Genomic DNA, 13,312 nt, shown 5'->3' with positions numbered 1-13,312 from the left:
TCGGTTACACTCGACTTTTCGTAAATGGGCCCGTTCCGGCCCGCTTGTTTAGATCTTGCGAGGTTTGCCATGGCTGACTACAAAGCGCCCCTGCGCGATATGCGCTTCGTCCTCAATGAAGTCTTCGAGGTCGCCAAACTCTGGGCTCAACTGCCAGCTCTGGCCGAGACTGTGGACGCCGAGACTGTTGAGGCGATTCTGGAGGAAGCGGGCAAAGTCACCGCCCGCAGCATCGCTCCGCTGAGTCGCGGTGCCGACGAGGAAGGCTGTCATTGGAACGATACCGTTGTAACCACTCCCCAAGGATTCACCCAGGCTTATCAGACCTACGCCGAAGGCGGTTGGGTCGGCGTGGGCGGTGATCCCGAGTTCGGCGGCATGGGCATGCCCAAGGCGGTATCCGCCCAGGTCGAGGAAATGGTCAACTCCGCGAGCCTGGCATTTGGCCTGTATCCGATGCTGACGGCGGGAGCTTGCCTGTCGATCAATGCCCACGCCAGCGAAGAGCTGAAAGCCACTTACCTGCCAAACATGTACGCCGGTGTCTGGGCCGGTTCCATGTGCCTGACCGAGCCCCATGCCGGCACCGACCTGGGCATCATCCGTACCAAGGCCGAACCTCAGGCTGACGGTTCCTATGCCATCAGCGGGACCAAGATCTTCATTACCGGTGGTGAGCACGACCTGACGGAAAACATCATTCACCTGGTGCTGGCCAAACTGCCGGATGCGCCGGCCGGGCCCAAGGGGATCTCCCTGTTTCTGGTGCCCAAGTTCATGGTCAACGCCGACGGCAGCCTGGGTGAACGCAACCCGGTGAGTTGCGGCTCGATCGAACACAAGATGGGTATCCAGGCCTCGGCCACTTGTGTGATGAACTTCGATCAAGCGATAGGTTATCTGGTGGGCGAGCCGAACAAGGGCTTGGCAGCGATGTTCACCATGATGAACTACGAGCGCCTGGGTGTCGGTATCCAGGGCCTGGCCACCGGTGAGCGCTCCTATCAGAACGCGGTGGAGTATGCCCGTGACCGCCTGCAGAGTCGTTCACCGACCGGGCCGCAAGCCAAGGACAAGGTTGCCGATCCGATCATCGTGCACCCGGACGTGCGGCGCATGTTGCTGACCATGAAGGCGGCCAACGAAGGTGGCCGGGCATTCTCCACCTATGTGGCGATGCAACTGGATACCGCCAAATTCAGCGAAGATGCCGAGACCCGCACGCGCGCGGAAAGTCTGGTGGCTTTGCTGACTCCCGTGGCCAAGGCGTTCCTTACCGACCTGGGTCTGGAAACCACGGTTCATGGCCAGCAGATTTTTGGCGGCCACGGCTACATTCGCGAATGGGGCCAGGAGCAATTGGTGCGCGACGTGCGGATCACCCAGATCTACGAAGGCACCAACGGTATCCAGGCCCTGGACCTGGTGGGGCGCAAGATCGTCGGTAGCGGTGGGGCGTTCTACCGTCTGTTCGCTGATGAAATTCGCCATTTCACCGCCACCGCCGATGCGCAACTGGGCGAGTTCACCCTGCCTTTGAACGCGGCTCTGGACAATCTGGACGAGCTGACCGCCTGGCTGTTGGATCGGGCCATCAGTAACCCCAACGAAATCGGCGCGGCTTCGGTGGAGTATCTGCAGGTCTTTGGCTACACCGCCTACGCCTACATGTGGGCCCTGATGGCCAAGGCGGCGCTGGGCAAAGAGCAGGAAGAGGACTTCTACGCCAGTAAACTGGGAACCGCGCGGTTCTATTTCGCCCGTTTGCTACCGCGTACCCACTCCCTGGCCGCCTCGGTGAAAGCGGGTAGTGAATCGCTGTTCCTGTTGCAGGCGGAGCAGTTTTAATCGGGAGAACCTTTGTAAGTCATCTCTTACATAACGTGCTGCTGATCGTCCATATCGGTAGATGACGGCTGAGGCTAATCTACTTCACATGGACGTCGCGCAGGAAGCGCAAAGCAACAACACGGACACGTAGGATTCCGCCAGGATGGTGGAGTGAAAAGGATGTCAGGGAAACAGTCTGCAAAACCCCGCTTCGGCGGGGTTTTCTTTTGTCCGGATTTTTTATTTTGGCGACGTCAACCCAGGATTTCTGGCACCGCAGTGCCGCCCAAGCGCCCGTCTTGGGTGTTCATCGAATCCTCCAATAACGTACGCAGCAGTTCCAGCGTTCCTTGCTGACGCTGCAGATCGCGACACACCAATCCGACTTTCAATGGCACCCTGGGCTCGCTCAGCGGTTTCCACAGCAGTTCCCTGTTGCTGTGCTGTTGTTGCGAGCGCCCTGGAAGTACGGTGGCCAGTCGGGTATGAGGCAGGCTGTCGAGAATACCGGCCATATTGTTCAACTCCGCTTGCACCTGGGGGCGCCGTCCCAGGTTGGCCAGCTGCGCTTGCCAGATCTGGCGGATCTGAAACTCTTCGCCCAACAGCAGCATCGGCAACTCCGCTGCCTGGCTCATGGAGACCTTCTTGAATTCGCGCAGCGGATGCTGTTCGGGGATGACCAGTGTCAGCTCATCTTCGTACAGCGGGACACCATGCAAGCCGGGTTGGCGTGGCGGCAGGTAGCTGATGCCGATGTCCAACGTGCCATTAAGCAACCGTCGTTCGATCTCCAGACCGGTCAATTCGTAGATCTGCACCACCAGGTGGGGCTGGGCCTTGCGCACTCGTTCGAGCATCTGCGGCACCAGGCTGCTATGCACCGTTTGCAGTACGCCGATGGCCAGGGTACGCAGGGCCTGGCCCTTGAAGTTGCGCAGGGCCTCACGGGCTTGTTGCAGGCCATCGAGCAGGGGCAGGGCGTGATTGTAGAGAGTATGGGCGGCCAGGGTCGGCAACAGGCGCTTGCTGCTGCGTTCAAACAGGCTGACGTCGAGGTTCTGCTCCAACTGACGGATCTGCTGGGAGAGTGCCGGTTGTGAGATCGACAGGCGCTCGGCAGCACGGCCCACATGACCTTCTTCATACACCGCGACGAAATAACGCAGTTGCTTGAAATCCATAAGTATTTCTTATCGAAAAAGCTTAAAAAACGAAATGGCCGTAAGCCCGCAAGGCGCCTAGTCTAGCGCCTATTCACAGGGCTTACAGGGCCAAGGCGCGCGATGAATACCGTTTACGTCGATGGTGTTTACATAGGCAAGGCAAAAAATCTCGGCCAGGGTCTGGTCATCGATACCGACAAGTACCCGGTTGCAAACCGTCTCTGGTTATGGCCACAAGGCCTGGGCAGCGATGAACAGGGTGATCCGCGCTTTCATACTGGCCCAGAACGAGCCCTGCACCACTATCCCGCAGAGCATTACGCGCACTGGCGCAAACGTTATCCACAGTTCGACTGGTCGGCTCCGGCCTTTGGTGAAAATCTCTCGACACGTGGCCTGACCGAAGAACAGGTGTGCCTGGGGGACATGTTCCGTTGGGGTGGCGCGCTGTTGCAGATCAGCCAGCCCCGTTCTCCTTGCTATCGCTTGAGCCAGCGTTGGGGCCTGGTGAATCTGCCCCAGCAAGCCCAGGACAATGGACGCTGTGGCTGGTTCTACCGGGTGCTCAAGCCCGGCTTTGTCCAGGCGGACGAACCCTTCGAACTGATCCAGCGCAGTTATCCCGGCCTGACCATAGCCTGGGCCCTGCGCTGTTTTTTCCAGGAGCCTCTGGAGCATAAAGGCTTGAAAATGTTGATTGATTGTCCGGCACTGTCCTCGCGCTGGCGCGATATCGCTATCAAGCGTATGCGTACCGGCTGCGTCGAGGATTGGTCTTCACGCCTGCTGGGCCTGCCATTGGAGGGGCTGCGGGCATGAATCTGTTCAATCTGCGCCGCACTCCGCCAAGCCTGGAGGATCTGGCTATCGAGCCCTGTGCGACCGCCTCGGACGATGCCAGCGCCAGTGAGTGCCTGATGCCCAGTGTGCAGCGCCCCCAGCCGGTGTTCGTTCGTGGCCAGGGCTCCTGGTTGTGGGACAGCAATGACCGCACCTACCTGGATTTCACCCAGGCCGGGGCGGCCAACAGCCTGGGCCACAGTCCTTCGGTACTGGTCAACGCCATCGCTGCCCAGGCCCAGTCGCTGATCAATCCCGGGTCGGGTTTCTATAACCGCGGCATGCTCAGGCTTGCCGACCGGCTGTGCCGTAGTACCGGTAGCGACCAGGCCTATCTGTTGAGTAGTGGCAGCGAGGCCTGCGAGGCGGCGATCAAGCTGGCACGCAAGTGGGGTCAACTGCATCGCGGCGGCGCGGCGGGCATCATCACTGCCAGCCGCAGTTGCCATGGCCGCGGTTTTGCCGCGTTATCAGCCGCGGGCGGTGGCTCCCCAGGCAATCGTTTCGAACCTCAACTGCCAGGCTTCAGCCAGGTGCCATTCAATGATCTGCCTGCTTTGCATGCGGCGGTGGATGCTCAGACCGTGGCCATCATGCTGGAGCCGATCCAGGGGGAGGCCGGGGTCATTCCGGCGACAGAACACTACCTCAAAGGGGTCGAGCGCCTGTGTCGTGAGCTGGGCATTCTGCTGATCCTCGATGAGGTCCAGACCGGCATCGGCCGCTGCGGCACCCTCTTGGCCGAGCAGTTGTACGGCGTGCGCGCCGACATCATCACCTTGGGCAAGGGCCTCGGTGGCGGCGTGCCCCTGGCGGCGTTGCTGGCGCGGGGCAAGGCCTGTTGTTTCGAGCAGGGCGAGCTGGATGGCACCCACCACGGCAATGCATTGATGACCTCCGCCGGCCTGGCCGTGCTGGACAGTCTGCAGGAGCATGGTTTTCTGCAGCAGGTGCGCAACAACGGGCAGTACCTGGGGCAGCAGTTGGCCCAACTGGCGGCCCGTTACGCCCAGGGCGAGGTACGAGGGCATGGGTTGTTCTGGGGCATGAGCCTGGCGGACGACTCAGCGCAGGCGGTGCTCAAGGCGGCGTTGCACGAGGGCCTGTTGCTCAGTGCTGTGCAATCGGATTGCTTGCGCTTCACCCCGGCCCTGAGTGTCAGCAAGGGCAATATCGATGAAATGCTCCTGCGCCTGGCCCGGGCCTTTTCCCGCGTGCGGACCGCGCAATTGCAATGCCGCAAGGGAGTAGCCGTGTGAAATCTGGCTGATCCTGGGGCATTCGCTGACGCTCAGTCCCGAGCACATCCGACTTTACGTTGACTGAATTCCTGAACCGTCTCGCGGTATAACGCGTCGCCCCGTGTCCGATTTTTCGCACGGGGCGTTTTTTTGTCTCCGTACCGTCAGGAGGACAATGATTGCGCTGAACCCTGGCACGCGGCCAGGGTCGATTGCAGGTGAGGCTCAGCCGAGCCCGACTTCTATCAGGAGCTGCCTTATGGACTTGATTCGCATCATCTTCGCCATTCTCTTGCCGCCCTTGGGGGTCTTTCTGCAAGTGGGCTTTGGCGGCGCTTTCTGGCTGAACATCCTGCTGACCCTGTGCGGATACATCCCCGGTATCGTGCACGCGGTGTACATCATCGCCAAACGCTGATTATCCAAGCTGCCCGTTCCAACGGAACGGGCAGCACCCGCTTAGCATTGCGCTTGCAGCACCTTCTGATAAAACCGCCATTCCTGTTCCAGTGCGTGAGCCTGATTGTCCGCCTTGCGAAAGCCGTGGCGTTCATCCGGGTAATAGTGGGCCTCGGCAGCAATGCCCTGATCCTGGAGCGCTTTGAGCATGTCGCGGGTCTGCTGGGGCACCACCACGGCGTCCAACTCACCCTGGAAAAACACTACGGGCACGCTGATGTTGCTGGCGTACAGCAGTGGCGTGCGCGCCAGATAGCGCTCGTTGTCCTGCTCTGGATCGCCAATCAGCCAGTCCAGATAGTCCCCTTCGAATTTGTGCGTGGAGCGGGTCAGGGCAATGGGATCGCTGACCCCGTACAGGCTGGCGCCGGCACAGAAGACCTTGGCGAAGGCCAGGGCGCAGAGGGTGGTGTAGCCTCCGGCGCTGCCGCCACGGATGAACGCCAGTCTTGGGTCGATCAGCCCTTGTTGGTCCAGATAGGACACCACCGCACAGGCATCTTCCACATCCACTTCGCCCCAGCGCTGATGCAGGGCCTGGCGATAGGCCCGGCCATAACCGGTGCTGCCCCGGTAGTTCAGGTCGGCCACGGCAAAGCCGCGCTGGGTCCAGAACTGGATACGCGGGTCCAGGATCGGATAGCAGGCGGAGGTGGGACCGCCGTGAATGAACACCACCAGAGGCGGTCGGTTGACCCCATTCATGGCCGGGTAGAAGAAACCATGGGCCTGTCCTTCGCCACTGGGATAGCACAGGGTTTGTGGTCGGCTGATGCGCTCCGTCGGTAGCGGCGCGACACCGCCGGCCAACACCTGCACCTGCTGGGTTTCACGTTCGATGGCGAGGATGGCCGAGGGACTGACGGGGGACGCGGCGATGCAATACAGGTAGTGCTGATCCAGCGCCAAGCCGCGAAAGCGACTGTAGTTGCCGCTGAAGTCCTGTTGCGAACCGTCGGCGTGACGCAGTCCGAGACGGCCAAACCCTTCCTCGGTCCAACTGCCGAACCAGGAGTCCCCACCAAGGGGCATCCAGGTGCGACACCCCAACTGCCAGGGGGCCGGGGCATGATCAGCTGCGGCACAGGGCAGCGGCCGCAAGCCGCTGTCCGACTCGGCCCAGGGTTGCCAGAAACCCTGGCGATCCGTGAGGCAATAGAATCGGTTGTGCTGATCGAAGCGCGGTTGCTGCAGGGACTCTTCCTGGCCATCGCCCGCCATGCAACGGGGGGCGCCCCAGGTGCCGTCGGCCAGGCGTTCGGCGAGCATCAGGCGAGTGCTGGTCCAGGGCTGATGGGGGCGATCCCATTCGATCCAGGCCAGACGTTGGCCATTGGGGCTCAAGGTCGGCGCGGCATAGAAGTCGGCCCCGGCGGCGAGCAGGCGGCGCTGGCCGCTATGGATGTCGATGGCCACCAGCCGGTGCTCGTTGGCGCACTCTTCCACGGCCAGTACTTGATCGGCGTGCGCATGCAGGTCCCCGTAGCGGCAGTCGCCCCGGGTCAGGGCCACTGGCGCACCGTCTTTCAGGGACTGCCGATACAGTTGCTGGTCCGTTTCATTGACGAACAGCAGGACGTCGCCGCTGAGGCAGAAGGCACCTCCGCCGTATTCATAGACGCGGCTGCGGACGCTGAAGCCCGGCGGCGTCAGGCAGCGGGCCTGGCCTTGCTGCCAATGCCAGATCCGGCAGCTGGCGTCCGCAGGACGGTATTCATTCCAGAACACGCCATCGGGTGTCAGTTGCAGCTCGGCAAAATCGATCCCGGCGGTGGTGGCCTGGTTGGCGCTGAAGGGCTTAACCCTTGGCGATGAGGCGTGAGTTTCGTTCATTGCGAAAGGCCAGTTGTTCAATGGTTTGGGTGGCCGTTTCGGATTCTTCGCGGGCCTTGAGAATCATCCCGTGGTGTTCCGATTTACTGCACACCGGGTCGGCATTGCTGGCGTCCCCCGTGAGCATGAAGGCTTGGCAGCGGCAGCCGCCGAAGTCCTTTTCTTTCTCGTCGCAGGAGCGACATGGCTCCGGCATCCAATCGTAACCGCGAAAGCGGTTGAAGCCGAAGGAGTCGTACCAGATGTGCTGCATGCTGTGGTCGCGCACATTGGGGAATTGCACCGGCATTTGCCGGGCGCCGTGACAGGGCAGGGCGGTGCCGTCCGGGGTGACGGTGAGGAAAATGCTGCCCCAGCCGTTCATGCAGGCCTTGGGGCGTTCTTCGTAGTAGTCCGGGGTGACGAAAATCAGCTTGCAGGGATGCCCTTGGGCTTCCAGCTTGGCGCGGTATTGGTTGGTGATGCGCTCCGCGCGCACCAGTTGCTCCCGGGTGGGCAGCAGGCCGACGCGGTTGAGCTGGGCCCAGCCGTAGAACTGGCAGGTGGCGAGTTCGACGAAGTCGGCTTCCAGGGCGATGCATAGCTCGATGATGCGGTCGATCTTGTCGATGTTGTGCCGGTGGGTGACGAAGTTCAGCACCATCGGATAGCCGTGAGCCTTGACCGCGCGGGCCATCTCCAGCTTCTGGGCGAAGGCTTTCTTGGAACCGGCCAGCAGGTTGTTCACCTGTTCGTCGCTGGCCTGGAAGCTGATCTGGATATGGTCCAGGCCGGCTTTCTTGAAGTCGCTGATCTTCTGCTCGGTCAGGCCGATGCCGGAGGTGATCAAGTTGGTATAGAAGCCCAGCTTGCGCGCCTCGCCGATCAACTCGGCGAGGTCCTGGCGCACCAGCGGTTCGCCGCCTGAGAAGCCCAACTGCGCCGCGCCCATCTCCCGCGCTTCACGGAATACCTTGATCCATTGTTCGGTGCTCAGCTCCTTGCCCTGCTCGGCAAAGTCCAGCGGATTGGAACAGTAGGGGCATTGCAGTGGGCAGCGATAAGTCAGCTCGGCCAGCAGCCACAGTGGCAGGCCGACTTCCGGTTTGTCGGGCAGCGGCACCGACTCAGCCGAGTTCGATCCAGTGCTGGGCACGGGCGACCTCCATGAACTGCTCAATATCGTCACCGAGCTCGGCCACTCCGGGGAACTGTACTTCCAACGCCTGGATGATCGCCGCCACGTCACGCTCGCCGTCGATCAGGCCGCCGATCAGTGCGGCACTGTCGTTGAGCTTGATCATGCCTTCCGGGTAGAGCAATACATGGCCTTTTTGTGCCGGCTCGTACTGGAAGCGGTAACCGGGACGCCAGCGTGGGGTTTTGCTGCGGTCGAAACTCATAGGGTGATCCCCTTATGCCAGACCCGCTGATCGGTGACGCTGTGATAGGGCGGGCGGTTCAATTCATAGGCCATGCTCATGGCGTCGAGCATGCTCCAAAGGATGTCCAGTTTGAACTGGAGAATTTCCAGCATGCGTTCCTGACCGGCACGGGTGGTGTAGTGCTGCAGGGTGATGGCCAGACCGTGTTCCACATCGCGCCGGGCCTGGCCCAGGCGGGTGCGGAAGTACTCGTAGCCGGTCGGGTCGATCCAGGGATAGTGCTGGGGCCAGCTGTCCAGGCGCGATTGGTGGATCTGCGGGGCGAACAGTTCGGTCAGCGAGCTGCTGGCGGCTTCCTGCCAGCTGGCGCGGCGGGCGAAGTTGACGTAGGCGTCCACGGCAAAACGTACGCCGGGCAGCACCAGCTCCTGGGAGCGCAGTTGGTCCGGGTCCAGGCCCACGGCCTGGCCCAGGCGCAGCCAGGCTTCGATACCACCGTCTTCACCCGGGGCACCGTCATGGTCCAGCAGGCGCTGGATCCACTCGCGGCGAATGTCCCGGTCCGGGCAGTTGGCGAGGATCGCCGCATCCTTCATGGGGATGTTCACCTGGTAGTAGAAGCGGTTGGCGACCCAGCCCTGGATCTGTTCGCGGCTCGCCCGGCCTTCATACATCGCCACGTGATAGGGGTGATGGATGTGGTAGTAGGCGCCCTTGGCGCGCAGCGCCTGCTCGAATTCGGCGGGGGACAGCGGGGTGTCGGTCATGTGTGTTCTCCGGGGGGCTGCCCTTTCGCGGGCAAGCCCGCCCCTACGCAAAGGGGCCAAGGCTCTTGGGTCGAGCTTGTGGGCGATACGGCCTACAGCTCAATACTCATTCCGTCGTAAGCCACTTCCACCTTTCGGCGTACCAGTTCGGCACGTTCGGCGGAGTCTTCGTCGAGGATCGGGTTGGTGTTGTTAATGTGGATCAGCACCTTGCGCTGGCGGGGCAGCTGTTCCAGCACTTCGAGCATGCCTCCCGGGCCGTTCTGGGCCAGGTGGCCCATTTCCCGGCCGGTGCGGGTACCGACGCCACGGCGCTGCATTTCATCGTCTTCCCACAGGGTGCCGTCCAGCAGCAGGCAGTCGCTGGCGGACATGATTTCCAGCAGCGGCGCGTCCACCCTACCCAGGCCCGGCGCGTAGAAGAGCTTACCGCCGCTGCGCAGGTCTTCGACGATCAGGCCGATGTTGTCGCCTGGGTGCGGATCGAAACGATGGGGCGAATAGGGCGGTGCAGCACTGCGCAAAGGCAGTGGGGTGAAGCGCAGGTTGGGGCAGGCCGGAACCGTGAAGCTCTGGTCGAGCTCGATGCGGTTCCAGTTCAGGCCGCCGTTCCAGTGGCTGAGCATTTTGAACAGGGGGAAACCGGTGCTCAGGTCTTCGTGGACCATGTCGGTGCACCAGACCTGATGCGGGCAGCCTTCGCGCAGGCTGAGCAGGCCGGTGGTGTGATCGATCTGGCTGTCCATGAGGATGATGGCGCTGATCCCGCTGTCGCGCAGTGCACGGCCCGGCTGCATGGGGGCAAAACCCTGCAGTTGGGCGCGGATGTCCGGGGAGGCATTGCACAGTACCCAGTTCACCCCGTCATCGGAAATCGCGATGGACGACTGGGTACGAGCCTGGGCCCGCAGGCTGCCGTCGCGAAACCCTGCGCAGTTCACGCAGTTGCAGTTCCACTGCGGAAAACCACCGCCGGCGGCGGAACCTAGAATCTGGACAAACATGGACGCTCCCAGGGAAAAAAGACGTAGAACTGAAAATAAAAACGCCCCGGACGGACCGAGGCGTTGCGCTGCGTTTTCTGGCCAGAGGCAGAAATCAGCGGCTGGCGAAGTACATGGTGACTTCGAAGCCGATACGCAGGTCGGTGTAAGCAGGTTTGGACCAGGTCATAAAAATGCTCCTTTGAGGTGGGTGGGACGGGTATTGCCTATACATATAGTCCACCTCCGGCGGGAGATGTTCAGATGCTTAGGGGGCTATCTTACTAAATTCCCACAAAAGGTTGCCCGCAATTCTGAAGAAAGCTCGTTGCAGCACCGGTAATGATCATTCTGCCGCTTGCCAGGGCGCTCCTGGGCAAGGCCCGTTGGCCAGTACTGTCCAGCCGCCTGTCGCCGAATGCAGGGCCATGGCGGCCTGGGTCACGGCTGAGGGCGTGAGGGCCAGGATGCTGTCGTGCAGCCGCTCCAGGTAATCCGACGGATGGCCGGCCAGTTTCGCCTGCCATAGCAGTTCAGCGGCTTGCTCCAGGGGCAGGAGCGAGGCTTGGAACTGTTGAGCCAGAGCCTGTCGCTGTTCGTTCCAGAGCGGCTCGCCGAGCGCCTGGAGCTGTTCCGGCAACTGCAGAAGGAATTGTTCCAGGTGCTGAAGTATTTCCGTGAGCGTCGCCTTGGGCGATTGCACGCCGAACAGCAGGCCGGTCTGGCCATTACGTTGGCGAATGGCGCTGAACACCGCGTAACCCAACTGCAACTCCACCCGCAGGCGCTGATAGAACGGCGTCTGGCAGAGTTGGCCCAGCAGGCGCCAGGCCGCTTCATCGGCAAGGCGGGTGCCGGGCGTTGGGCAGAACAGCAGCAGGGCCTGTTCGCTGGATGCCCCGGGGTACGTCTGCCAACGATAGGCGGTGTCTGGCGGTGAGGGTTGGCACAGGGCCGTATCTGCTGTTCCCGGCATCTTTTGCAGCGCTTGGCCAAAGGCTTCCTGAGTGCCGGCTGACAGCGCCAAGGCCAGGCCGTCCCATCGAGCACCAGCCCACAGGGCTTGCAGGGATTGAGGGTGTGCAACTGTCGGCTCGCCGGGTTGTGGTTGCTCGCTGAAGGCCTTGAGCAACTGACGGATCGGCATCAAGGGGGCATCGTCTGTCGTAGCTGCGCTCTGCAGCCAGAACGATTCGGCGGGCTGGTTCAGTTGCTTCAGCGCCTGCTGCAGCACTGCGGGCATGGGTTGCTGCAGGCCACTGAGTTTCAGCAACCAATCGGCGCCACGGGTGGTGAAGCTCAGTGCTACTCCAGCCTGAGCGGCATCGCTGCGCAAGGGCGCCAGGCTATGCAGGAGGCGCTCGTGCACACCAGCTGGGGCGGGTGAAGCCAGGCGCCAGCGCAGAATCAAGGTCCCTTCGCGGCTATCCGCAGGCAAGGCCTGGCTGATGTTCAACGCCGAGTTCTCTCGCCGGCTTCGCGAGCGATCCTGGGCGAAGGTGCGTAGTCCTCGGTGCGCGCTGGTCTGCCCGCGAATCAGTCCTGCCCGCGGTGCTTCAGCCGTGCTGCGCAGAAAAGGGTTACCCGGTGGCAGGCACCACTCATGGCTGAAGTTATCCACAGCCTGCGGTTGCAACTGTGCGAGCAGCACCCTGAGGGCCTCGAGTCCTTGCGCATCCAGCTCGCCGACGGTCTGCCGGCTGTCCTGCTGGGCCAACTCCAGGGCGCTGCCGACCTGCAGCCGGCGTTGTTGCAGCAAGGCATATTCTGTCCGCAGCGCTGGCCAATCGTCCTGGGCGCTGAAGAAACTCAGCCAATCTGCCAGCAGTTCGCGGACCTGGGCCGGGGCCGTCGCCTCTGTTGTGCTCAGGTTCAATTGCAGATGCAGCAAGGCCTGACCGGCAAACTCGTATAGCGTCTGTGCCTTGAGGCTCTGGGCCAGTTGGCGTTGCTGGAGTCCGGCAAGCAGCCCGCCCGGCTTGGCCGATTGCAGCCAGGTGCAGAGAAAGTCCAGGGCGGGCGCTGCGCCCTCGGGCAGTTGTTCCAGGGTGAACAGCAGGTCCAGACGGTGAGCATCGAGCTGCTGATAAGTGCCGATGCCGGTAGTCGACAGCGCAGGAGGCACGCTCTGCTCAAGGCGCTGGCCTTTCGGTAGATCTGCACCATAGCGTGTGGCCAGGGCGCGGAGTTCTTCCAGAGACTGTGGCCCGGCGAGGCTCAGTGTCATTTGCCCGGCTTGGTAAAAGTCTTGGTGAAATTGCTGCAGCGCTTGCTGAAAAGCCTGGCTGGGCAGGTTGAGGCTGTAGCGGTTGCCAGCATGGAAGGCACGCAGCGGGTGAGCAGCGGACAGTCCATCGAACAGCGCGAACTGGCGTTGCGCCGCCCCATCCCGGGACCAGGCGATAAATTCCGCATGCAGCACTTCTCGCTCCCGACGCTGGTCTTCAAGACTCATCCGCGGTCGGGCGAGCATGTCGCATAGACGCTCCAGGCCACCGGCCAGGGCGCTGACCGGCAGCTCGAAAAAGAACTCGGTCGCGCGCTCACAAGTCTTGGCGTTCAGTTGTCCTCCCTGGCCCCGCACATAGGCCATCAATCCCTGTTCGGCGGGAAAGCGCTCGGTGCCGAGAAACAGCAGGTGCTCCAGAAAGTGCGCCAGCCCCGGCCAGGCCAGTGGTACATCGTGGCTGCCGGCCGATACCCGCAGTGCGGCGGCGCAACGTTTCAAGTGAGGGGCATGACGCAAGGACACCCGCAGGCCGTTGGCCAGGGTTTCCATGTGAGGCAGAGGGTGGTTCAGCGCGGGCATGAGCACTTCCAGAACAGAGA

At 62.1% G+C, this 13,312-nt stretch carries 12 protein-coding genes; 4 read left to right on the top strand and 8 right to left on the bottom strand.

Features of this window, described 5'->3' with window-relative positions; translation table 11 throughout:
• The first annotated feature begins 69 nt into the window (after window positions 1-69).
• A complete protein-coding gene (locus DWF74_RS12995) occupies window positions 70-1,848 on the top strand; it encodes an acyl-CoA dehydrogenase C-terminal domain-containing protein (RefSeq protein WP_115581078.1) in 1,779 nt (592 codons plus the stop codon).
• A gap of 236 nt (window positions 1,849-2,084) precedes the next feature.
• Here DWF74_RS12995 and DWF74_RS12990 read toward each other — a convergent pair whose 3' ends face one another.
• Complete coding sequence (locus DWF74_RS12990; RefSeq protein WP_102861946.1) at window positions 2,085-3,014, bottom strand: LysR family transcriptional regulator; 930 nt, start codon at window positions 3,012-3,014, stop codon at window positions 2,085-2,087.
• Window positions 3,015-3,116: 102 nt separating this feature from the next.
• Here DWF74_RS12990 and DWF74_RS12985 point away from each other — a divergent pair, with 102 nt between their 5' ends.
• The 3 genes from DWF74_RS12985 to DWF74_RS12975 all read left to right on the top strand — a co-directional run bounded on the left by DWF74_RS12985 (window position 3,117) and on the right by DWF74_RS12975 (window position 5,495).
• Window positions 3,117-3,815, top strand: a complete 699-nt coding sequence (locus tag DWF74_RS12985; RefSeq protein ID WP_115581077.1) for an MOSC domain-containing protein — start codon at window positions 3,117-3,119, stop codon at window positions 3,813-3,815.
• Window positions 3,812-5,095: an aspartate aminotransferase family protein gene (locus DWF74_RS12980; RefSeq protein WP_115581076.1), complete on the top strand. Its 1,284-nt coding sequence runs from the start codon at window positions 3,812-3,814 to the stop codon at window positions 5,093-5,095. The genes DWF74_RS12985 and DWF74_RS12980 overlap by 4 nt, the downstream gene beginning before the upstream one ends.
• Window positions 5,096-5,336: 241 nt before the next feature.
• The gene (locus DWF74_RS12975) at window positions 5,337-5,495 is read left to right on the top strand and encodes a YqaE/Pmp3 family membrane protein (protein WP_011063854.1); all 159 of its coding nucleotides are present in this window, start codon (window positions 5,337-5,339) and stop codon (window positions 5,493-5,495) included.
• Window positions 5,496-5,536: 41 nt separating this feature from the next.
• On the opposite strand, the gene DWF74_RS12970 is transcribed toward DWF74_RS12975, so the two are convergent.
• The 7 genes from DWF74_RS12970 to pqqF all read right to left on the bottom strand — a co-directional run bounded on the left by DWF74_RS12970 (window position 5,537) and on the right by pqqF (window position 13,292).
• The gene (locus DWF74_RS12970; protein WP_115581075.1) at window positions 5,537-7,369 is read right to left on the bottom strand and encodes a S9 family peptidase; all 1,833 of its coding nucleotides are present in this window, start codon (window positions 7,367-7,369) and stop codon (window positions 5,537-5,539) included.
• Window positions 7,335-8,504, bottom strand: coding sequence for a pyrroloquinoline quinone biosynthesis protein PqqE (gene pqqE / locus DWF74_RS12965; RefSeq protein WP_115581074.1), 1,170 nt, complete (start codon window positions 8,502-8,504; stop codon window positions 7,335-7,337). Before pqqE ends, DWF74_RS12970 begins: the two co-directional genes overlap by 35 nt.
• Window positions 8,476-8,751: a pyrroloquinoline quinone biosynthesis peptide chaperone PqqD gene (gene pqqD, locus DWF74_RS12960; protein ID WP_102861941.1), complete on the bottom strand. Its 276-nt coding sequence runs from the start codon at window positions 8,749-8,751 to the stop codon at window positions 8,476-8,478. The genes pqqE and pqqD overlap by 29 nt, the downstream gene beginning before the upstream one ends.
• Window positions 8,748-9,500 (bottom strand): pyrroloquinoline-quinone synthase PqqC, encoded by a 753-nt coding sequence (pqqC, locus tag DWF74_RS12955; protein ID WP_102861940.1) that lies wholly within the window; start codon window positions 9,498-9,500, stop codon window positions 8,748-8,750. Before pqqC ends, pqqD begins: the two co-directional genes overlap by 4 nt.
• A 92-nt stretch (window positions 9,501-9,592) precedes the next feature.
• Window positions 9,593-10,504: a pyrroloquinoline quinone biosynthesis protein PqqB gene (pqqB, locus tag DWF74_RS12950; RefSeq protein WP_115581073.1), complete on the bottom strand. Its 912-nt coding sequence runs from the start codon at window positions 10,502-10,504 to the stop codon at window positions 9,593-9,595.
• A gap of 94 nt (window positions 10,505-10,598) precedes the next feature.
• Window positions 10,599-10,673, bottom strand: coding sequence for a pyrroloquinoline quinone precursor peptide PqqA (gene pqqA, locus DWF74_RS12945; RefSeq protein ID WP_003194766.1), 75 nt, complete (start codon window positions 10,671-10,673; stop codon window positions 10,599-10,601).
• 156 nt (window positions 10,674-10,829) lie between these two features.
• Complete coding sequence (gene pqqF, locus DWF74_RS12940) at window positions 10,830-13,292, bottom strand: pyrroloquinoline quinone biosynthesis protein PqqF (protein WP_115581072.1); 2,463 nt, start codon at window positions 13,290-13,292, stop codon at window positions 10,830-10,832.
• Window positions 13,293-13,312: the final 20 nt, after the last annotated feature.

The sequence above is a fragment of the Pseudomonas protegens genome (assembly GCF_003363755.1).
Lineage (GTDB): Bacteria > Pseudomonadota > Gammaproteobacteria > Pseudomonadales > Pseudomonadaceae > Aquipseudomonas > Aquipseudomonas danubii.
This window is presented reverse-complemented; position numbering and strand designations above follow the sequence as displayed.